Source organism: Flavobacterium sp. CG_23.5 (genome assembly GCF_017875765.1).
GTDB lineage: Bacteria > Bacteroidota > Bacteroidia > Flavobacteriales > Flavobacteriaceae > Flavobacterium.
In genome coordinates this window covers 1,070,199-1,091,873 of sequence record NZ_JAGGNA010000001.1, presented here as the reverse complement: position 1 = coordinate 1,091,873, position 21,675 = coordinate 1,070,199, and the positions used below count along the sequence as shown (strand labels likewise).

Sequence of the window (21,675 nt, the reverse complement as noted above, 5' to 3'; positions counted from 1 at the left end):
ATATATTCAAAAAATCGTTTTCCTTATTTTGTTGGTTAAACAAAATTACTGTTGTTTGAAGATCGAGTAAATAATATTTTTAGTATTATCATCTAACACATCATTAATATCTGTTTGAACATAATGCAATTTGAAAGCCATTATCGCTACAGGAAGGTTTTTTGTGTCATAACCTATAATCCGCAGCGCTTGCTCTACATTGAAGTCGACCGGAGCAATTTCTAATATCTCATTGGACCAAATCCCAAACCCTTTTTCCGCTAAAGTTTTCCAAGGAAATAAAGCGCTAGGGTCTTTTTTTCTGGCAGGAGCAATATCCGAATGACCAATAATATTTTGAGCAGGAATGTTATAGTCCTTTTTTAATTTGGTCAAAAGAGCCAATAAACTGTTTATCTGTAATTCAGAGAAAGGTTTTGTTCCATTATTATCAAGCTCAATTCCTATTGATGCAGAATTGATATCGGTATTTTTCCCCCAAGACCCAGCACCAGCATGCCAAGCTCTTAAATAATCATTCAACATTTGTATCACTCGACCGTCATTTGCAATCACATAATGCGCACTTACTTGTGTATTTGCCAGCGTAAATGTTTTTATCGTTTGCTGTATTGAATCTTGTGCGGTATGATGAATGATGATAAAATTAGGCTTCCTTAAATTAAAATTCACCGTGCTAATCCATTCGGTATTTACACCATTTTTTAATATTGTAAGACTTGTTCTTGAAATAGAGTCTTTAACACTGTGCAATTGATTGGTGTACAAGGTATCAACTGTAATTTTATAATTATTACCTAATGGTAAAGAAATCGATTCTTTGTTTGAAAGAGTTTCTTTTAAGTCATGTAGTTTTTTATCGTATATTTTCTCAGTTGCCTTATAAGGATTTGAAGCACAAGAGGTGATAATGAAAGCTAAAATTAAGTAATAAAAAGAATTCCTCATGCTTATTTATGATTACATTTTTGACGTTGCAAAGAACGAATTATTTATTTTTTTTGGATTTTTTTGGATTTTTGCTTTCTTCGATAAAAGCGATGTATTTTTCTTTTTGATCGCTATTTAATAGTTCCTTTACTTTTCTATCTGTCACTTCCGACAGGGCTTGAAATTCTTTGATTTTGTCATCTTGACTAGTTTGTCCTTTTATTATTGCAGTTTCAGACTTTATACTTTCGGTAAAAATGTTCGAGATTGCAATTTCCTGAAGTTCATCAAGATCAATAGCCGGTTTAAGTTTACTCATTATTTTCCCAACGGTTTCTTCAACTGGAATTTCTCTTGGTTTATCTCTGCTAGAATCATGACTCATTCCGCTATTCATTTGATTACGCCCATTTCCATAACCACCGCCATATCCATTATTATAACCGTTACCGCCATATTGTGCCGAAATCGTGTTGATAGAAAATAATAGTACTGCGCAGGTCACAAGTATTTGGAATGCTTTCATATTAAATGTTTTAAAGATATTATTAGAAAAATAATTCAAATTTAAACTGGTTCTCCGTACAAGTCAAATTCAGTTGCTTCAATAATTTTTATCATTACGAACTCACCTGTTTTTACATAATGCTTTGACGCGTCAATTAAAACCTCATTGTCAACATCTGGACTGTCAAATTCAGTTCGGCCTACAAAATGTCCGCCTTCTTTTCTGTCTATAATACACTTGAATACTTGTCCTACTTTTTCTTGGTTCAAATCCCAAGAAATTTGTGATTGTAATTCCATTATTTCGTTTGCACGATCTTGTTTTACATTGTCTGGAACATCATCTTCAAGCAAATAAGCATGTGTATTTTCTTCATGAGAATAAGCAAAACAACCCATTCTGTCAAATTTCATTTCTTGAACAAATTCTTTCAATATATTAAAATCTTCCTGCGTTTCTCCAGGATACCCTACTATTAAAGTAGTACGAATCGCCATCCCAGGAACAGCTTCACGGAAATCTTTCAATAATTTTGTTGTTTTTGCCTGCGTCGTTCCTCTTCTCATAGACTTCAAGATAGAATCTGAAATATGTTGCAAAGGAATATCAATGTAGTTACAAATCTTAGGCTCGCGTTTCATGATTTCCAAAACATCCATAGGAAAACCAGTAGGGAAGGCGTAATGCAAACGAATCCATTCGATTCCTTCCACTTTTACTAATGCTTCCAATAATTCGCCAAGATTACGTTTTTTATAAAGATCAAGACCGTAATAAGTCAAATCCTGAGCAATCAAAATTAGTTCTTTAACGCCGTTTTTAGCCAAGCCTTCTGCTTCCTTCACTAATTTTTCAATAGTTTGAGAAACGTTTTTTCCTCGCATTAATGGAATCGCACAAAAACTGCATGGTCTGTCACAACCTTCAGAAATTTTTAAATACGCGTAATTTTTTGGAGTAGTCGTTAAACGTTCTCCTAATAATTCATGCTTATAATCCGCGCCCAATGCTTTCAATAGTGCAGGCAATTCTGTAGTCCCAAAAAACTGATCCACATTTGGAATTTCTTTTTCTAAATCAGGCTTGTAACGCTCCGAAAGACATCCGGTAACAAAAACTTTGTCAACTAAACCTCTTTCTTTTTTATCAGCATATTCTAAAATCATATTTACTGATTCTGCCTTGGCATTATCAATAAATCCACATGTATTTATAACTATAATATTCCCTTCACTTTCGGCTGGCGCTTCATGTTCAACATCTTTTCCGCTAGCACGGAGTTGACCCATAAGCACTTCACTGTCATATACATTTTTCGAACACCCAAGAGTGATTACGTTTATTTTATTCTTTTTTAAAGACTTCGTTCTCATAGTATTATAATCCCGATAATTTGGGAATTTTGCAAAATTACGATTTTTATTTAAACTGAACTTGTTTCAGTTTCTATTAATTTGTTCAGGAGCACAAACCTTTGGCTTTTTTCATCACCCGCTGTCCCGCTAACCGCTGTATCATTGTACCCGAACCCCGGGTACAATGGATGACGCTTTTATCGGGGCTACTTTACTACTTTTAAGGTTTTTAACACCTTTTTCAAAAAAAATCCGTCTCAAATCATGAAACGGATATTTTAATTCAATTTTTATTCTTTTCTATAACCTCTTCGAGGGTTAGGGAGATTTACAATTCAAATAATAAAGTCAAAGAGACATTATTATTGATAGATTTAATTTCTGCACCGTCAGTTAATCCTTGACTGAAGAATCCTTGTTGCGAATTTCTTTCTGCCGTAGAATAAGCCAAGTCTACTTTGGTTGAACCAAAGTTATAACCCAAACCTCCTGAATAACCTTTTAAATCGCCTACGGTTGTTTTGTTTTTATAAGGACTTTGTTCAAAACGGTATCCTGCTCTTAAACTCCATGCTTCAATTTTATATTCTGCACCCAAACGTAATTCATTAGTTTTATCAAGAATAGCATTCATATTACTATTGACAGCACTAAAATAAGTATCGTTTTCGGGTTTGAATTTGGTCTTGCTATAATCTTTCATCGAGTAATCAACACTTATCAATCCTGATTTCCCAAAAACATAAGCGAAACTTCCTGTTACTTTACTTGGTGTTTGTAATTTATAAGGTTGGTATAAATTAGTAATTTGCGGATCTACAACATCTGGACTTAATTCACCGCTGGAGTTACTGCTTACCGCAACTAATTTTTGAGAAAACTCATCACTTAAATGATACCAGGTCGAAGATTCGTAAGCTAATCCTACACGAATTTCATTGGTTATTTTTGCAATCGCGCCCGCTTGAAATGAAAAACCGGTTCCGTAAGTATATAATTCGTTGTCAAAGCTCAACCTCTTGATTTTATAATTGGCATCCAAAGCATTATCATTGTCTTCATAAAAACGGGAAGATTTTCTATAATCCGTGAAATGAGAGTTTAAGTTTAATCCAATATATAATTTATCTCTATAAGAGGTAGCGGCATTAAATGATAATTTTCCGTTATAGCCACTAGAGATAATCGAGTTTTCTTGATAATAATTACCGCCTGCAGGAACATTTGAAGTGTATTGCGTATTATTAGGATTATTTTCATCAACTGCATTGATGACAAAGCCTTGATATCCTAATAGAGCTTGTTGTGCCCCATTATCTAAACTTGCATAGCTAGAGTTATCTAAAACATTTAATGGAACGCCATTAGCATAACTTAAAAAATAATTAGCTACTGAATTGTTAGGATTAGTTCCGGCGGAAAACGAAGAATTATTGTAATTATTTACGTTGTCATAATTCATTGATAGGGCGAACTTTTTCCAGTCACTAGTTGGGTTTCCGCTATTAAATACAAAAACTCCTCCAGCCTGATTTAAATCGAAGGAATTGTTCTTCTCAGTTGTTGAAGTGCCAAAATAATTGGAGTTGTTTTTTGTATCGTAATTACTCAGGGTAATGGCCACTTGATTATTTGCGAAGATTGCCGAGCCTGCCGGATTTACGTTTATGGCTGATAAATCACCACCAAGTGCTCCAAATGCGCCACCCATTGCTCTAAAACGTGCCGTTCCATTTAAATTGTCTTGCGCATATCGTATAGCATCTGATATTTCTTGCGATTGGGCCACGCTGAAAGTTAAGCCAGTTAATAATAGGAATAAATATTTTTTCATTTTATTTCAAGTATAGTTTTGATTTTTTTTTTTTATTAAAAAGTATAAATAGATTTTTTAGTTACCTCTCCTTCCGCTTCCACCAGATGATCTGCCGCTGTTACTGCCACCTCCTGAAGATCTGGAGTTGTCATAGGAACCTGAGTTATTTGATCTTGATGGGGAATAACTTTCATTAGACCTGGAGTTATTAGATCTAGATGGTGAATAATTTTGGTTATTGGAACGGTTGTAGTTTTGTTGACCGTTTGTGTTTGATCTTCTGCTAGGATTGTTATAATTATTATTTTGTTGTTGTGTACCATTTCCTCTTGAAAAGGTAGGACTGGTTCTTGTACCGTTATAATAAGTTGAGTTTCTTCTAGAATCAGAATAATTTGATCCTCTGGTAGAATTGGACTGATTTTGAGAATAATTTCTTGAACTGTAATTTCTAGTACCTTTCACTGAATTTTGATAAGAAGAACCTCTTCTGCTTGGATTATTGGAATAATTATTATTGTTGTAATAACCATAATTTGAATAACCATAGTAAGGATAGTTCCATCCATAACTTGCGTATCCACCCCATCCGTAGTAGTACGGATTGTTCCAACCCCAATTGTTTCCATACCAATTGTTTCCATACCAGTTGTTCCAGCCCCAATTATTCCAGCCAAAACCAACATTCATTCCCCAGCCATATCCGCCATTCCAACCCCAATTGTTTCCGTACCAGTTATTCATTGCCCATCCGGTATCATAAACATTGATGCTTACGCTTTGAGGATTGCTGCCCCATCCAGGATAGTTTGCGCTATTGTTTTGCTGGTTGTCGTTATCTAAACTATAATTATTGTACTTATCTACATCGGTAAAAATTTCAGTAGATTGATTGTCGTCTTGTAAAGAACTAAAGTAATCCTTGTATCGATTATTTGAACTAACTTGGGACGCTCTTTCAATATTTCTATTGTCTTTGTTTCCATATATACCATCGCTATCATAATAGGAACTATTTTGATACGAGCCACATGAAGTTAACAAAATGCTCAAAAATGCAACAATATAAAATATTGGAGCATTTGAGAAAGAAAAAGTATTAGTTTTCATATCTAGGGTGTTTTTTATTGTTGCACATTACAAAAATAGTTAGTTTTGCGGAACTATTTAGTTAAAAATAATTAAAACAAAATTTATGCCAAACTATTCAATATGAGTAAGAACTTAACTACAAGATCAGAAGATTATTCAAAATGGTATAACGAACTGGTTGTCAAGGCTGATTTAGCCGAAAATTCAGGAGTTAGAGGCTGTATGGTTATCAAACCTTACGGCTATGCAATTTGGGAAAAAATGCAAGCGGAATTGGATCGAATGTTTAAAGAAACGGGACATCAAAACGCCTATTTTCCATTGTTTGTTCCAAAAAGTATGTTTGAAGCAGAAGAGAAAAATGCAGAAGGATTTGCAAAGGAATGTGCGATTGTAACACACTATAGATTAAAAAATGATCCCGATAGACCAGGGAAGCTTATGGTTGACCCAAATGCAAAACTAGAGGAAGAATTAATTGTTCGTCCAACAAGTGAAGCCATTATTTGGTCAACCTACAAAGGATGGGTTCAATCCTATAGAGATTTACCGTTGCTTATTAATCAATGGGCGAATGTTGTGAGATGGGAAATGAGAACAAGATTGTTTTTGCGTACCGCGGAATTTTTATGGCAAGAAGGACATACTGCTCATGCCACCAAAAAAGAAGCTATTGAAGAATCAGAGAAAATGATGCATGTATATGCTGAATTTGCTGAAAACTTTATGGCAATTCCAGTTATAAAAGGTTTCAAAACCGAAACGGAACGATTTGCTGGTGCAGAGGAAACCTATTGTATCGAAGCCTTGATGCAAGATGGGAAAGCATTGCAAGCAGGGACTTCGCACTTTTTAGGGCAAAATTTTGCCAAAGCTTTTGACGTTAAATTTGCCAATGCAGAAGGGAAGCAAGAACATGTTTGGGGAACTTCTTGGGGGGTTTCCACTCGATTGATGGGAGCGTTGGTAATGACACATTCTGATGATAAAGGATTGGTTCTGCCTCCTAATTTAGCACCGATTCAAGTTGTTATTGTTCCAATTCACAAAACAGATGAGCAATTAGAGGAAATCACTTCAGTTGTTAATGTGTTAGTGTCAGAATTGAAGAAATTGAAAATTGCTGTCAAATATGATGATCGAACGACTCAAAAACCAGGATTCAAGTTTGCTGAATGGGAATTGAAAGGTGTTCCGGTTCGAATTGCTGTAGGGCCAAAAGATTTAGAAAATGGAACTTTTGAAGTAGCAAGAAGAGATACATTGACAAAAGAAACTATTTCAAAAGACGGAATTGTAACTTATATCAATGATTTATTGGCTCAAATTCAAATTGATTTGTTCGAAAAGGCATTAAATTATCGTGATACACATATTACCGAAGTAAATAGTTTTGATGAATTTAAACAAGTTTTAGACAATAAAGGAGGCTTTGTATCAGCTCATTGGGATGGAACTGCAGCTACTGAAGAAAAGATTAAAGACCTCACTAAAGCGACCATTAGATGTATCCCTTTAGACCGAGTAGAAGAGGCGGGAAGCTGCGTTTTTACTGGGGAACCATCAGTTGGAAGAGTGTTATTTGCGAAGGCATATTAAAAAAAAATAATTTTTTTTGCATCAGCTATTGTGCGTCTCAAAAATAGTTGTATTTTTGCATCCGCATTAGAGAAGCAGGGCCCGTTCGTCTATCGGTTAGGACGCATGGTTTTCATCCATGTAAGAGCGGTTCGATTCCGCTACGGGCTACTATTTTTTTTGCAGATTAAAGTCATCCCGAACTTAGAGGGAAAATGGCCCGTTCGTCTATCGGTTAGGACGCATGGTTTTCATCCATGTAAGAGCGGTTCGATTCCGCTACGGGCTACAAGTTCAATTTAGATTGACAAATAACTTAGGAGGATAAGGTCCGTTCGTCTAGGGGTTAGGACGCCAAGATTTCGTCTTGGTAACAGGGGTTCGATTCCCTTACGGACTACAAAAAAAAATAGTAAAAGATAAAAAAGCAATAAAATGGCAAATCATAAATCAGCTCTAAAGAGAATTAGAAGTAACGAAAAGAGAAGAGTATTAAACAGATACCAACACAAAACTACTCGTAATGCAATCAAAGCATTAAGAATAGCTACTGATAAAGTTGATGCTACATCTAAATTGTCAAATGTAATATCTATGATTGATAAATTAGCTAAGAAGAATATCATTCATGATAACAAAGCTTCTAATTTGAAATCTAAGTTAACGAAACACGTTGCTAAATTGTAATTAATATAATTTACCTACTTATAAAAAAAGCTCCCAATCACATTGGGAGCTTTTTTTATATACGCTATTTTTATTAAATTTTATTTTTTAAGTATTCAAGCATAGCTAGGGTAATAGGTTTTGATAAAAAATCAATTACCATAGGATACTTTTTAGATTTTTCCAGATCTTCAGGGTCTATGGTTGAGGAAAGTACTATAATCTTTATATTCTTAAATTCAGAAAATGCTTCGGTATTAAATTGCTCTAAGAATTCCCAACCTCCCATTACGGGCATGTTTAAATCTAAAAAAATTAATTGCGGATGTTTTTTTAATTCACTTTCTGTGTTGGTGTATTTTAAAGTATTGAAGTAACAAAGTGCTTCTTCTCCGTTTTGCGATGTGATAATTTCATTTGAAAAAGATGCTTTGATAAGTACCTTTTTGCATAACATAAGTGTTATGGGGTCGTCATCAATACATAAAATCTGATCTAACATTATTCTTTGTTTTTGAATGTTAATGTAAAAGTTGTGCCTTTGTTTACTTCGCTTTCAATGCTAATAGTTCCTCCCATCGTTTCAACTTGTGATTTGACTAAATATAATCCCAGTCCTTTGCTGTCAGGATAATTATGAAATCTTTGATAGAGCCCAAAGACTTTGTCTCTATTTCTTTCTAAATCGATCCCTATTCCATTATCCTTGAATATTAAATAAACGGTATCATCGGTTTCGTTAGCTGTAATGGTTATTTTAAGTTTTCTATTTTCTGATTTATATTTTAGTGCATTAGTCAGTAGATTTAATAATATACTTTCGAAGTAGGCTTTGTTCGTATTTAAAACAGAAATTTTTTCGAAATTAAGTTTTATTATTGGTTTGAATAATTCAATTTGAAAGCTTAGCTGACTAAAAACATTTTCAAAGATTTCTTTTAGAAATACATCTTCTTTCTGGATAGAAGCATTGTCTTTTATAATAATAACTTTAACTAAATCATTTATGGTGTCATTTAATAAATGAGTGGATTTACTAAAACCGTTTAAAATTTCTTTTAATTCTTGGTCTTCAATAGGAATGTCTTCGATTAAGTTTAAAAGTCCGGTCAGATTGGATAATGGCGCTCTAAGGTTGTGCGATGTAATATAGGAAAACTGCTTTAAATCTTTGTTGTTTTGTGTTAATTCGCGGATCAATTGTTCTTTTTCTTTTTCTTGTTTTTTTTCCTCCGTGACATCTCTTTGGATTGATATCCAATGTGAATGCTCATTTTCTGTATCGTAAATTGGAATCATAGAGAAACGAACCCAATATTCCTCTTTATTTTTTTTATAGCTTATAGTTTCAATCAGACATTCTTGTTTCTTTTTTAAGGCAGTAATTAATTTTTTATATTCTTGTTTATCAGAATTGGGACCTTTAAAAATATTTGGTGTTTTTCCGATGATTTCATCAGTATGGTATCCTGACATAATGGAGAAAGCAGGATTTACATAGATTATTTTTGGAATCCGGGTGTTTTTAGAATCCGCTTCTGTGATAATTATTGAATCTCTGGATTGAGTAATAACTGTTTCTAATAATTTAAGCCGTTGCTCTTCCTCTTTTTGTTTTGTAATATCCTGGATTGCACCTATCATTCGTGTGGCTTTTCCTTCCTCATCTTTTAAAAGGAAACCTCTGTCTAAAACGTATTTATAGGAACCATCGGCACATTTAAAACGGTATTGATCTTGCCAGTTTTCCGTTTTTTGTTCTATAAAGGAATATAGTTTAATTGACATTTTGATACTGTCTTCTGGATGGATTTTTTCAAACCACCATTTGGAACTAGAGCCAACTTCATTTTGGGTGTATCCAAAAATCACTTCTATTCCTTTGTTCCAGGATAAGCTATCTTCCTGTATTTTCCAATCCCAAATAGTGTCGCTTGTTGCTTTTGCTACAATGTCATATTTTTCATTTGACTCTTTAATTTCATCATTTGTATTCTTGAGTTTTTCAAAAATTGCAGAGTTCCTATTGTCATTTTTTGATAAAATTAATTTGTAAGCAATCCCTGTAAAAGTTATAAACAACAAATCTTTAACGAAATTATAGTTTTGAAAGTTAGCAGTGTAGATAAATTTTTGGAATAATTTGTGGCAAAGGATTGCCACAAATAGAGAGATGAGGATATAGGTTATAATTATTTGATTGGTTTTGTTTTTCATTACTCAAATATAAATAAATAATGTTAAAATACTAAGTATCGTCTGAAACTTATTTTGCTCTTATTGCGTAATAGTTTTTTAGGTCTAATACGTTAACAATATGTAAACTATTGCATAAATATTTTTTATATCAAAATAAAGTGTACCTTTGCACCCATTAAAAATCACAGATGGAATCTATTAGAAACATTGCAATTATTGCCCACGTCGATCACGGTAAAACAACTTTGGTTGATAAAATTATGTATCACTGTCAGTTATTTCGTGACAACGAAAACACAGGTGACTTAATCCTTGATAACAACGACTTAGAGCGTGAAAGAGGTATTACTATTACTTCAAAAAATGTTTCTGTAGTATACAAAGGAACAAAAATCAACATTATTGATACTCCTGGTCACGCCGATTTTGGTGGTGAGGTAGAACGTGTATTGAACATGGCTGATGGAGTTTGTCTACTTGTAGATGCTTTTGAAGGACCAATGCCACAAACGCGTTTTGTATTACAAAAAGCACTAGACCTTGGTTTAAAACCATGCGTTGTAATCAATAAAGTTGATAAAGAAAACTGTACTCCTGAAGAAGTTCATGAAAAAGTTTTTGACTTAATGTTTGAATTAGGTGCAGAAGAGTGGCAGTTAGATTTCCCTACTGTTTACGGTTCAGCTAAAAATAACTGGATGTCTGACCATTGGGAAAACGTAACTGATAATGTTGAAGCATTGTTAGATATGGTTATAGAAAATGTACCAGCTCCTAAAGTATCGGAAGGAACTCCTCAAATGTTAATTACATCTTTAGATTTCTCCGCTTTTACAGGTCGTATCGCTATTGGTCGCTTGGAAAGAGGTATATTGAGAGAAGGTATGCCAATCTCATTAGTAAAAAGAGACGGTACAACAACTAAATCTAGAATTAAAGAACTTCATACTTTTGAAGGTCTTGGTCGTAAGAAAGTTCAAGAAGTAATTGCTGGAGATATTTGTGCGATTATTGGAGTAGAAGGTTTTGAAATTGGAGATACTATCGCTGATTTTGAAAATCCGGAAGCTTTGAAATCAATTGCTATTGATGAGCCTACAATGAGTATGTTGTTTACTATTAATGACTCTCCTTTCTTCGGTAAAGAAGGAAAATTTGTAACTTCTCGTCATATTAGAGATAGATTGACAAAAGAATTAGAGAAAAATTTAGCCATGAAAATGGGTGAAACTGATTCTGCTGATAAATTTATGGTTTTTGGTCGTGGAGTATTGCACTTATCTGTTCTTATTGAAACTATGAGAAGAGAAGGATATGAATTACAAATTGGTCAACCACAAGTTATTATCAAGGAAATTGATGGTAAAAAATGTGAGCCGATTGAAGAGCTAACAATCGACTTACCTGAGAATCTTTCTGGTAGAGCTGTAGAGTTTGTTACTATGCGTAAAGGTGAAATGTTAAGCATGGAAACGAAAGGGGAGCGTATGATTGTAAAATTTAATATTCCATCTCGTGGAATTATTGGATTGCGTAATCAATTACTTACTGCAACAGCTGGTGAAGCTATTATGGCACACCGTTTCATAGGATATGAGCCTTACAAAGGAGAGATAGCAGGACGTAACAAAGGGTCATTAATTTCTATGGAAAAAGGAAAAGCTATTCCTTATTCTATCGATAAATTACAAGATCGTGGTAAGTTTTTTGTTGAACCAAATACTGAAATCTATGAAGGTCAGGTAATTGGCGAAAACTCTCGTGCTGATGATATGTGTGTAAACGTAACTAAAGAGAAAAAACAATCTAATGTACGTTCATCAGGAAATGATGAGAAAGCAAGAATTATCCCTCCGATTATTTTCTCTCTTGAAGAAGCTTTAGAGTACATTCAAAAAGATGAATATGTAGAGGTAACTCCAAAATCTATTCGTTTGCGTAAAATTTATTTGACTGAAACAGATAGAAAAAGATTTAAAATCTAATTTTATATTTTTATTATAGGAAAGCCATTCGAAAGAATGGCTTTTTTTTGTGGTTGTTTTGTTGGTATTTCGTCGAATTTTTATAAAATATCTATGTGAATTATTCTCGAATATGGACTTACTTAATTTTTATAGGGAGAATGGTTATTCATTGTAAGTCTTTTTAACATTTTATCTTTTCAAACTAAAATGTCCCTTAGCTTCTCTTCCATCTTCAAGTTTAATGGTAAACCAGTAATCATCAGATGGTAATTGTTCTTTATTATAATTTCCATCCCAGCCTAGGCTTGAAGGGGACAATTGTTTAAGAAGTTTACCATAGCGATCAAAAATAAAAATAATGGCATTTTTATAAAAAGGAGAATTTATTCCTTTTAAGTTCCAATAATCGTTGTAGCCATCACTATTAGGCGTGAAGAATTTCGGTGCATCTAAAACAGCAATATTTTTCAGTATGCGACCACATCCATCATTGTTTTCAATAATTAATTCATGAAACCCGCCGGGTACATTTTCGAAAATCGGTGTACTTTGAAATGGGGTAGAAGTCCCATTTTGAAAATGAATCATGTACCTATAATCATTGGGATTGCTAAGCTCAATTATAACTTCATTTAATTGCTGTAAATCATGAATGATTATGTTGTTTACTTTTGCTAAATAGGATATACTTACACTGCATTTTCGAGATACTTCGCAATCTGATTTATTTTTTACAATAACCGTATAATCCCCCTCTCTATTTATTTTAATGGTGGGTGTTATTTCCCCTGTTGACCATTTGTAGGTATAATCAGTAAGAAGTGCTGGAAAGATAATACCAGCATCTAATACAATTGAAGTGCTATTGCCTTCACATAGTATTCTTTTTACTAAGGTATTTATTTTTGGGGTTGATACTACTATAATTTCAAAATTTCCTGTTCCATAACATCCCTCATTATTTTCAGCTCGAATGTATATTATTTTAGAAATCGATGTGTACTGATCTTCTAATTCATTTACACCTAATGAAGCATCATCTTCATTAGAATAGAAATACAAACGAACATCTGATGGTAAATTCAACTCAGTTTTTATTAATTCCTTCTTTTGTTTTAAATTAAAAAGTCCTTTACCATTACCAAGATCACATTCACGCATTGCCTGAGGTAAAATTAATATGTTTTTATTAGCATGTAAAATAACAGTAGCGATACTATAACAGGAAGAATTCGGTGGTGTAACTTTTGCATATAGAATTTCATCTGGGATGGTGTTGCGATAATTAGTGGGAATAGAGTTAGAATTATTAAGATCGTTTTCTGCTTCAAGGATACTGTGATAATAAAATACTTGAAAATCTTTTTTACCTAAGCTAATTGGTTCATTAGCCAGCGCTAAATTGAAAGAGGCTAATCCATCTGTCGGTAAATTATCTTGTGTATCACATTGGATTAATTTATATGGTGTTGAAATTATTTTGGGAATTTCATATATAGTTATTGTTTTTTCGAGTGGTTCTCTATTTTCTCCGTTGATGGTTTTTATCAAAGTTACTTTGTAATCACCTATGTTTTGATATGTATGATAAGCATTTATGTCTGTAGAGGTGGTTCCGTCTCCAAAATCCCAAAGCACAGAGTCTATTTTTTCAACAGAATTGATATAAAAATGTGTAGCTTGTCCCAAACAATTAAATTCATAGCTAAAGGCATATAAAAATAATGAAGTTATAAATGGCGGTAAACCCAATTTTGCAAAACCGCCCTTTAAATCGATTTCATTTTGTAAAAAATTACAAGAAGTACCATTTAATTCTGGATTGTTTATTACAGACAATTTATTTGAGCTATCGGTTAAAATAGGGTAACCAGACCGATATATTTTTTCGTCGAGACCTAATTGTAAAGCTCCGGCTACATAAGCGGAGGTTATTATTGTTGTATTTGAACCAATGATATTTGAACTTTTAAGATCAAATTGAATTAAGGAACTACCTAATGTAATTCCATCGGGATTAAAACGGTTTACAGTTACATAAAGTTTTTTTGATTTTGCGGAAAACTCTAATCCGTAGGGATTTGTTCCACTCATTATTGAAAATCCATTACTTACTTTTCCAGACCCTGTATCAAAATCATAGAGCCAGACATTTCCTGTATTTCTTATTACATTGCCTTTGGGGTCTAATTCGTCATTTAGTTTCATTGATGAATTAGCTATAGCAATTTTTTTACCATTTGGTGATGTTTTTAAATAGCCTATTGCATTGGAAATATAACCACCCAGCGGAACATTTAAATTTGTAGATGTAGGGATTGGTTTTTTATCCACTCCAAGTGTACTTATTTTAAAGGAATAAAATGTGTCTTTAAAATGAGTTATTATCCAAAACGAAACTCCATCAGCATGCTGTACAGCTGTTATTTTTTCAGAACATTTATATTTTACATCCTCCGTGTTATTTTTATCGTAAGTTATTAAGTGAATGTTTTTTTCGGATATAACAATATCACCCAAGCCATTATTTAATCTTAGATCCACTAAGGAATAATTTAATCCGTTATTTGGAGGGTCTTCATTATTATATGGATCATCATCTACATTTTTTGGATTGGGTTGGTCAACTATGAATATATAATACAAATTTGGATTGTTCGGTTTAGGAACAATAATGGCCGATTGCGTACTTGAGTTATGACCCAATAGACCAAATCCATTAGGCATAACCTGATGAGATTTGTCGTAAACTATTGAACCATCAGTGTAAAAAAGTAAATTTCCATCTTTATCGGCAATGCTGGTACAACCTTCAGCTGTATTTAATTGACCATTCGACAAAGTTATAGGGCTTCCTGAATTAAAATCAAGCCCGGCAGTATTTCCAAAGTACCATATAGCCGCTTCTTTTTGGGCAAAAGCAGGAGCTACATAAAAAAGTAGAAAAAAGACAAATAATATTTTAAAGTTCATTTTAATTTCAATAAAACAATAATTTTATCAGTTAAAATTAAAACAATAAATGACAGTAAGTAATTGTTTTGTTTAATATTTTTTATCTTTTCAAACTAAAATGTCCTTTCGTTTCTCTTCCATCTTCTAATTTAATGGTAAACCAATAATCATCCCCTGGCAATGGAGTTCCATTAAAAGTTCCATCCCAACCTTGACTTGTCGGAATTACTTGTTTGAGAAGCTTTCCATAACGATCATAGATGTAAATAGTTGAATTTGAATTAAAATTCGTATTTATGCCTTTTACATTCCAGTAATCATTATACCCGTCACCGTTTGGGGTAAAATATTTTGGAACACCAATTACCGAAATAGTTTTACTAACGGTACCACATCCATTGATATCATTAATAAATACTTCGTGAATTCCGGAAGGTACACTAGTAAAAAAATTGGATAGTTGGAAAGGCCCAGATGATTCGTCTAAACTATATTCATATTGTCCTTGCCCGGTTACGTTTACCGTTACTGTATTTGTTTCTGATAAATCAACAATTTCAATACTTGCAATTTTTGCAATATCTGATGCAGTAACTTTAATCTTTCGAGTTCTACTGCAACCTAAAAGTGTGGCTACTTCAACCGTATAATTACCTGCAGCATTTACATCTAATGTCGGACCAGATTCGCTAACCAAAACTTTATTGTCTTTTGTCCAAATATAAGTGTAATCACTTGTAAGGGAACCATCTTGTATTCCTGCATTCAGTTTCACGAAAAATGTTGGCTGATTAGAACAAACTAATTCGTCTTCATTTCCGTTTGAATTTAAATTTATTTTGGGTTGTGGATTGACAATAAAAGGTATAATCACGGAAGCACTACAATTTGGATTAATAGGGTTTTCTACTACGGCTGTAATGTTTTGTGTAGTGCTTATAAATGGATTGGGTAATGGACTTGGTAATAAAGTTCCTTTCTTGTCAAAATATTTGACTATCATTCCTGTTTGACCCGCCAAAATTGTATTTTCAAAAGTGCTGGTGTCAAAACCAAATTTCCCGTCTTGAAATAAAGGATCTGCTTCATCATCGCAAACGGTTGTCATAGATGTTGCTATTGGAAAAGCTTCTGGTAAATCATCTACGACAAAAACGATGGAAGTTTCATCAGAGCAGCTTAAAGATGTCGTGTTAGTTACAACCGCTTTTATGGTTTGAGATTTAGTAGAAAACGTAGCCGGAAATGGACTTGGCAACGGTTTATTACTCTGATCAAAATAAGTGACTTTCACATTTGTTTGCCCTTTTAATACATCTGATTCTAAGGTTGAAGTGTTAAAAGTAAATTTTCCATCTTGATCATCGTCGCACTGTCTAGGGATTATTACTGTATTTGCAAACGGTAGTTTTTCTACGGTTAAGGATACATATGGTCCCAGCCCATAGCAGGCGTTATCCACATCGCTATCCACACGTCCCCAAATTTGTTGCGTATTTGGATAACCAATATTTCTATAATTTGTTACATCAGTTATAACGTTTACTTGCGATAGTGCATCGGTTTTATTACGGTAATAGCTTACCGTATAATTTCCTGGTGGAAGCATCGCCTTTATATTTGCGGTAACGCTACTGAAATTGAATGTCGAAATCCCATCTCTTTTATTGTTATTTATGGTGTTATTTCCATCAATATCTAAGAAATCGTCACAGGCTTCAAATGATTTTTTGAAGGTTTTTGGAATTTGAGTAGCAAGTACTTTTAGGGTTATTTGGGCAACGCTATAACATCCGTTTGCATTTTGAACTCGAGTCCAAATCGTCATTGTGCTAGGTGTAGTATTTACAAAAGCTAATGGAGTTGTGATCAATTGCGATGCATCCGGATTATTTGCTCCTGCTAAAGTCTTATAATAAGTAAAAGATTCATTGTTGAAATTGCTGGAAATTTCATCGTTTTTTATAGTTAAATTAAAAGTTGTAATGGCATCTAAGTCATCATCACATTGAATAATTGTCACATTAGTAACGACAGGTAAAGCATAAACGGTTAATGTGGCGTCGGTTGAAAGTAAACCGCAGCTATTTCCAACTTTATTTAGTTGAACACGATATTTATATCCATTCATTGTGTTTTTTACACTTGTTATTGTTAGGTTATTTGTTAAAGCTCCAGAATAGGTGCTATTATTTGTAATGTTATTCCAAGTTGCGCCATTAGTTGAAAATTGCCATTGATAAGTGTTCCCTCCATTATCAGTTACTGAAATTGTGGCATTTTGTAATTCACAAGTAGGAGCAACTGCAGGTTGTTTTGAAATTATGATTGGCGCCGAAATTAAATAATTGGGATTTGGAACGCTGTAAGGCGCACCATTAACAAGTCCAGTCGAGTTGACTGTTAGGGGTGAATTTCCAAATTTTCCATCACCATCGCCATCAGTAAATCCAGCTTCGACAACATCTGAACACAAATCTTTATCGCTGTCTAAATCGCGATAATTTCTTATTCCATCAGCGTCAGTATCGATTCCTGTTTCTACTGAATCTAGAATTCCATCATTATCGCTATCTAAATCTAAATAATCTGGAACGCTATCATTGTCTGTGTCAATTGGAGTAAATCCGGGCTCAAAATTAGTATCAAGACCATTATTGTTAGTGTCAGAATTTGATAATATTACCGAAACGTTTTTTTGTGACTCGGTTGTATCAGGAATTCCATCATTATCACTATCAGAATCTAAATCATCTGTGATGCCGTCGCCATCAGAATCTTTTGGTACACAAACAGCAAAAAACTTCAAAGTTGATTTATTTGCATTGGCATCAGATAAATTTTTATGAGTAAAACTGATGGAGTTTGCCAAATTGAAATTTTATCCGTAACAATTTCCGGTTTAGTATCAAAACCAGAATAGTAACCTCCGTAAGTTGCAGCTCCACTGTTACCTGAATAGGAAACATAAACTTGTTTGGTGGATTTTACACTTACATTTCCTGACAATCCATTAACAGTATAATAAACAAAACCTGGGTTTGCATTTATGGTTGTCGGACTGGAGGTAATTGGATTATCATTAATTAAAACAGTGGCACCGGATTCAGTAACAACATTTATACTTCCAACATAAGATACATCCCCTATTGCATTTATCATGGGAATGTTATCAACTATACTTGGAGTAGAACAATTGATAGGTGGAACAAAAAATAAATTTTGATTTGCAGGTGAGTTGGTTCCGCCAATACTTTGATACGCAAAGACATTCTCTGAACTTGTAACGTAAAGATTATTATTGCTATAACTGCTTCCGTCTAGTATTAGATATTCACCTGCGTTTTTTGTAATTGGAGTCGGATTTCCATTTGTATAAATTTTGGTATTGTCCTTATGCGCAATTAGCAACACACGTTCCAAAACATCACTTCCTAATCCTTTGATGAAAATATATTCTTTTCCAGTTTTTTCAAAAGAAACTATTTGATCAAAGCCAAGATCTCTTCCAGAGGAATTGTTAGTGTTTGGGCCTTCATAGTTACTGCCTCCAAAAGAACCTGCATTCACAACAATATCTTTGTCAGAACTTATTAAACCACCTATGATATTTGTGCTTTTAAAATTACTTCCATTATTTTCTATTGCTAAAACGTAACTTTCATTTTTATTTAAAGAAATAGTTAGAGGACCGGTAATAGTAACTCCATTAGTTAATATTGTACCAACAGGAATATTGGAAATCGTTATATTAGTACCATTTTCAACAGACAGAATGGATGCAAAATTCATTAAGCCAGTAGTGTTAAATTTGTTTAACATCGCTCCAATTCTAAATTCCTTCCCCAAGGCGCTATTTCCCTTAGATACTAATCCTCCCGCTTGATTATGTAATCCTGCATTTGTTCGTAAGCTGGTATAAATTAAATCCTCGGCTTCTACAATATATCCTTTATTATTTAATATTCCAATACTTGTATTTGGTGTGAAAATTTGTGTGTTGTTACCGTTACCAATAAAGTAAATCCAAGGATTGTTTTTGTTGATTGTATTAGTAAATACGTTTCCGCCAATTTCAATTACTTTTACTTTCACATCACTAATGCTGGGGGTAGAAATGTATAAATAATGTTCCTCTGGAGTAACACCTCCTGTAGTTCCTGAGGTTAATGGCGGAATATAATGTGTTTTACTAAATTGGGCAAAGCAGCTTATTGATAAAAAAGTAAAGAAAATAAGTAAAGTTTTTTTCATGCGATAAAAATAGGAAAATAACTATCATCTTTTTAATGAAAAATGACCTTTTATTATTTTATTGTCTGCAAAAGTTACGTTAAACCAATAATCATCAGCGGGTAATGAATATCCATTGAACGTGCCATTCCATCCAGAGCCAGCTGATTGCAACTGCTGTAATAATTTACCATAGCGATTAAAAATGGTTAGTGTAGAATTTGGCAAAAGGTCTAAGTTTTGAATTTTCCAAAAATCATTGTATCCATCACCGTTTGGAGTGAAATAACGGGGATAATCCAACACGTATATTTTGAAAGGAATAGACAAACCACAACCATTTTTATCTCGGGCATAAACCAGATATTCTCCGGGAGCCACGCCATTAAATAACGGATTATCTTGAAAAAATGATCCATCAAGTGAAAATTCATAATTGCCTATTCCCGTATATTCAATTAAAACGGAGTTTTCGTTTCCTGCAAAATCATTTATAATTGCTCCTGTGATAATTGCAACTCCAGAAGCAGTAACCGTATAATTTTTAGTACCGCTACATCCATTTATATTGGTAACTTTTACAGAATAAGCGCCAGGCAAAGTAACATTAATTGTATTTGAAGTCTCTCCGGTATTCCATAAATAACTCGAAAATCCAGCGTTGACTATTAAGTTGATGGAAGCGCCAGAACACAAAGAAGCTGTTTCGTTTTGAAAATTTGGCGGATTAAATGGATTCACTTTAAGTGTTACGGGAGTAATCGCGTAACAATCTGGACCATTTACGATTCGGGCATAGATGATTTGTTGGTTTGGGATAGTATTATTGAAATTAGTGCCCAAAGGATTTTTTTGGGAAAGCGCATCATTCGAATTTAAATAATATTGGACAATTAATCCAGATGGCAACCCACTTATTAGCTGGGGTGTTACTTCAGATTGAAAATCAAATTGATATAGTCCATCTTGCACTGTATCTCCGTCACAAACTACAATTGGATTTTGCGGTGAAATACTGTTGTTTGCAATCAGTAGTTTAACTTCGGCATAATTAACACAACCAAACGAATTTGTAACTCTGGCAAAAACAATTTGGTTAGGTATTTTATTTTTATAAGTTATTGGATTTGTAATTGGATTCATCTGCCCTTTTGCTTCTATCAAAGATTCATAGTAGGTAACAGTACTTAAAGTTGTATCATTGTTTTTTACTACTGCATCAACTCGAGTTAAATCGAAAACAGTAATTCCATCCCCATTATCATCACATTGTGAAAGTACAGTATCTTTCAAATCGACTTTTGGCGCAAATTCAACCTTTATTTCATCGGTAGCTGTGCAAGTGGTAGGTGATAAAGTGACTTCAACTTTGTAATTTCCAGTATTAGTAACAGTAAGAGCTGGATTTGTTTCGCCTGCTAATTCATTACCATCTTTAAACCATTTATAAGTGTAAGTTGACGGTAATTTTGTGTCTATGATATAGCTTTCGCCAAAACAAATTGCATTGTTTGTTGTCAGTGAGCGATTGGCGCCTAAGTCTATTTTTGGTGAAAAACTACCCGCCTGCAGAAAAACGGCGGAGTCATAATATTGATTACTATCATCAGCAATTACCAATTTTATATGATAAGTTGTTCCTGCAATTACATTTGTTTGAGCATTCATTACTGCGGTTTGTGCACTGTAGTTTGTTGGACTATTAGTGGAGCTAAATCCTCCAAAATAGTTTTCGTTTTTTGCAGGACATCCACCAAATACGCCAAATGGTGCTATTAATGGATGGATGCTTGTTGACGAAACAGGAGTGGTGGTACCTGGAATTACTGCTAAATTTTTATAATTGCTTGTACTGCCTTTTTCTTTTATAAGAAATGCAAAACCATCTGAATAACGACAAGGAAAGTCATCTTGGTATTCATTAGAAGCGAATAGATAGTTAAAGCTAATAAAATTTGTTAAAGGAGTAAAATCAAATTCTAAAACCGTTGCATTTATAGTTTTTGTTACAGCTAACGCTTTTTCTAAATCTGTATCACCGAGCCAAGAAGTATCTCCTCCTCCCAAATTTCGTATAAAAGGTCCAACTGAATTTGTACTGCTCCACGTACTTAAAAGAACACCTTCTGTAAAAGGGAAACTACTTGTGCCAGAATTAAAATACGCATAACTATTTTTTCCCGGATTAAAATTATCTCCAGTTGCCATTGGATTAGAAGTGGAAGCACAAGAACTATTTACCAAAATATTTCCAACAAGTTGTTGTGCGGTGAAAGAATCGTTTACTGATATAGATTGTGCAGTTGCTATAAAACTAGAGCAACAGATGAAAATATAAAATAATTTATTTTTTATAGATTCCATAGCTCAGTAAAG

General features: G+C 33.6%; 14 protein-coding genes and 3 tRNA genes. 6 read left to right on the top strand and 11 right to left on the bottom strand.

Annotated elements, in window-relative coordinates; genetic code table 11:
- Window positions 1-45: 45 nt before the first annotated feature.
- From H4V97_RS04585 to H4V97_RS04565, 5 genes are all read right to left on the bottom strand, one after another.
- Window positions 46-948 carry an N-acetylmuramoyl-L-alanine amidase gene (locus tag H4V97_RS04585; RefSeq protein WP_196851543.1) on the bottom strand — a complete coding sequence of 301 codons (903 nt, stop codon included), beginning with the start codon at window positions 946-948 and terminating at the stop codon, window positions 46-48.
- A gap of 40 nt (window positions 949-988) precedes the next feature.
- Window positions 989-1,456: a hypothetical protein gene (locus H4V97_RS04580; RefSeq protein WP_196851542.1), complete on the bottom strand. Its 468-nt coding sequence runs from the start codon at window positions 1,454-1,456 to the stop codon at window positions 989-991.
- A 41-nt stretch (window positions 1,457-1,497) separates the two neighbouring features.
- Complete coding sequence (rimO, locus tag H4V97_RS04575; RefSeq protein ID WP_196851541.1) at window positions 1,498-2,811, bottom strand: 30S ribosomal protein S12 methylthiotransferase RimO; 1,314 nt, start codon at window positions 2,809-2,811, stop codon at window positions 1,498-1,500.
- A 310-nt stretch (window positions 2,812-3,121) separates the two neighbouring features.
- Window positions 3,122-4,627, bottom strand: a complete 1,506-nt coding sequence (locus H4V97_RS04570) for an OmpP1/FadL family transporter (protein WP_209549071.1) — start codon at window positions 4,625-4,627, stop codon at window positions 3,122-3,124.
- A 57-nt stretch (window positions 4,628-4,684) separates the two neighbouring features.
- Window positions 4,685-5,719 carry a hypothetical protein gene (locus H4V97_RS04565; protein ID WP_209549070.1) on the bottom strand — a complete coding sequence of 345 codons (1,035 nt, stop codon included), beginning with the start codon at window positions 5,717-5,719 and terminating at the stop codon, window positions 4,685-4,687.
- A 102-nt stretch (window positions 5,720-5,821) separates the two neighbouring features.
- On the opposite strand from H4V97_RS04565, the gene proS reads away from it, so the two are divergent.
- From proS to rpsT, 5 genes are all read left to right on the top strand, one after another.
- Window positions 5,822-7,300 (top strand): proline--tRNA ligase, encoded by a 1,479-nt coding sequence (proS, locus tag H4V97_RS04560; RefSeq protein WP_196851538.1) that lies wholly within the window; start codon window positions 5,822-5,824, stop codon window positions 7,298-7,300.
- A gap of 78 nt (window positions 7,301-7,378) precedes the next feature.
- A tRNA-Glu gene (locus tag H4V97_RS04555) sits at window positions 7,379-7,450 on the top strand.
- A gap of 46 nt (window positions 7,451-7,496) precedes the next feature.
- Window positions 7,497-7,568: transfer RNA gene (locus H4V97_RS04550), tRNA-Glu, on the top strand.
- 39 nt (window positions 7,569-7,607) lie between these two features.
- Window positions 7,608-7,679, top strand: a tRNA-Glu gene (locus tag H4V97_RS04545).
- A 35-nt stretch (window positions 7,680-7,714) separates the two neighbouring features.
- The gene (rpsT, locus tag H4V97_RS04540) at window positions 7,715-7,966 is read left to right on the top strand and encodes a 30S ribosomal protein S20 (protein WP_073207384.1); all 252 of its coding nucleotides are present in this window, start codon (window positions 7,715-7,717) and stop codon (window positions 7,964-7,966) included.
- Window positions 7,967-8,039: 73 nt separating this feature from the next.
- Here the strand turns inward: rpsT and H4V97_RS04535 are convergent, their stop codons facing one another.
- A complete protein-coding gene (locus tag H4V97_RS04535) occupies window positions 8,040-8,447 on the bottom strand; it encodes a response regulator (protein ID WP_209549069.1) in 408 nt (135 codons plus the stop codon).
- Window positions 8,447-10,162 (bottom strand): PAS domain S-box protein, encoded by a 1,716-nt coding sequence (locus H4V97_RS04530; RefSeq protein ID WP_196851536.1) that lies wholly within the window; start codon window positions 10,160-10,162, stop codon window positions 8,447-8,449. The genes H4V97_RS04535 and H4V97_RS04530 overlap by 1 nt, the downstream gene beginning before the upstream one ends.
- A gap of 170 nt (window positions 10,163-10,332) precedes the next feature.
- Between H4V97_RS04530 and typA the strand changes: the two genes are divergently transcribed.
- Window positions 10,333-12,129 (top strand): translational GTPase TypA, encoded by a 1,797-nt coding sequence (typA, locus tag H4V97_RS04525; RefSeq protein ID WP_196851535.1) that lies wholly within the window; start codon window positions 10,333-10,335, stop codon window positions 12,127-12,129.
- A 171-nt stretch (window positions 12,130-12,300) separates the two neighbouring features.
- Here typA and H4V97_RS15970 read toward each other — a convergent pair whose 3' ends face one another.
- From H4V97_RS15970 to H4V97_RS04505, 4 genes are all read right to left on the bottom strand, one after another.
- The gene (locus H4V97_RS15970) at window positions 12,301-15,084 is read right to left on the bottom strand and encodes a T9SS type B sorting domain-containing protein (protein WP_209549068.1); all 2,784 of its coding nucleotides are present in this window, start codon (window positions 15,082-15,084) and stop codon (window positions 12,301-12,303) included.
- 82 nt (window positions 15,085-15,166) lie between these two features.
- A complete protein-coding gene (locus H4V97_RS04515) occupies window positions 15,167-17,938 on the bottom strand; it encodes a T9SS type B sorting domain-containing protein (protein WP_209549067.1) in 2,772 nt (923 codons plus the stop codon).
- Window positions 17,872-19,320 (bottom strand): IgGFc-binding protein, encoded by a 1,449-nt coding sequence (locus tag H4V97_RS04510; RefSeq protein WP_209549066.1) that lies wholly within the window; start codon window positions 19,318-19,320, stop codon window positions 17,872-17,874. Before H4V97_RS04510 ends, H4V97_RS04515 begins: the two co-directional genes overlap by 67 nt.
- Before the next feature lie 24 nt (window positions 19,321-19,344).
- Window positions 19,345-21,663, bottom strand: coding sequence for a T9SS type B sorting domain-containing protein (locus tag H4V97_RS04505; RefSeq protein WP_209549065.1), 2,319 nt, complete (start codon window positions 21,661-21,663; stop codon window positions 19,345-19,347).
- Window positions 21,664-21,675: the final 12 nt, after the last annotated feature.

Coding starts and splice junctions, on each gene's coding strand:
- H4V97_RS04530 (WP_196851536.1), bottom strand. CDS start 10,162: ATGAAAAACAAAACCAATCAAATAATTATAACCTATATCCTCATCTCT.
- typA (WP_196851535.1), top strand. CDS start 10,333: ATGGAATCTATTAGAAACATTGCAATTATTGCCCACGTCGATCACGGT.
- H4V97_RS04570 (WP_209549071.1), bottom strand. CDS start 4,627: ATGAAAAAATATTTATTCCTATTATTAACTGGCTTAACTTTCAGCGTG.
- H4V97_RS04565 (WP_209549070.1), bottom strand. CDS start 5,719: ATGAAAACTAATACTTTTTCTTTCTCAAATGCTCCAATATTTTATATT.
- proS (WP_196851538.1), top strand. CDS start 5,822: ATGAGTAAGAACTTAACTACAAGATCAGAAGATTATTCAAAATGGTAT.
- H4V97_RS04510 (WP_209549066.1), bottom strand. CDS start 19,320: ATGAAAAAAACTTTACTTATTTTCTTTACTTTTTTATCAATAAGCTGC.
- rimO (WP_196851541.1), bottom strand. CDS start 2,811: ATGAGAACGAAGTCTTTAAAAAAGAATAAAATAAACGTAATCACTCTT.
- H4V97_RS04505 (WP_209549065.1), bottom strand. CDS start 21,663: ATGGAATCTATAAAAAATAAATTATTTTATATTTTCATCTGTTGCTCT.
- H4V97_RS04580 (WP_196851542.1), bottom strand. CDS start 1,456: ATGAAAGCATTCCAAATACTTGTGACCTGCGCAGTACTATTATTTTCT.
- H4V97_RS15970 (WP_209549068.1), bottom strand. CDS start 15,084: ATGAACTTTAAAATATTATTTGTCTTTTTTCTACTTTTTTATGTAGCT.
- H4V97_RS04585 (WP_196851543.1), bottom strand. CDS start 948: ATGAGGAATTCTTTTTATTACTTAATTTTAGCTTTCATTATCACCTCT.
- rpsT (WP_073207384.1), top strand. CDS start 7,715: ATGGCAAATCATAAATCAGCTCTAAAGAGAATTAGAAGTAACGAAAAG.
- H4V97_RS04535 (WP_209549069.1), bottom strand. CDS start 8,447: ATGTTAGATCAGATTTTATGTATTGATGACGACCCCATAACACTTATG.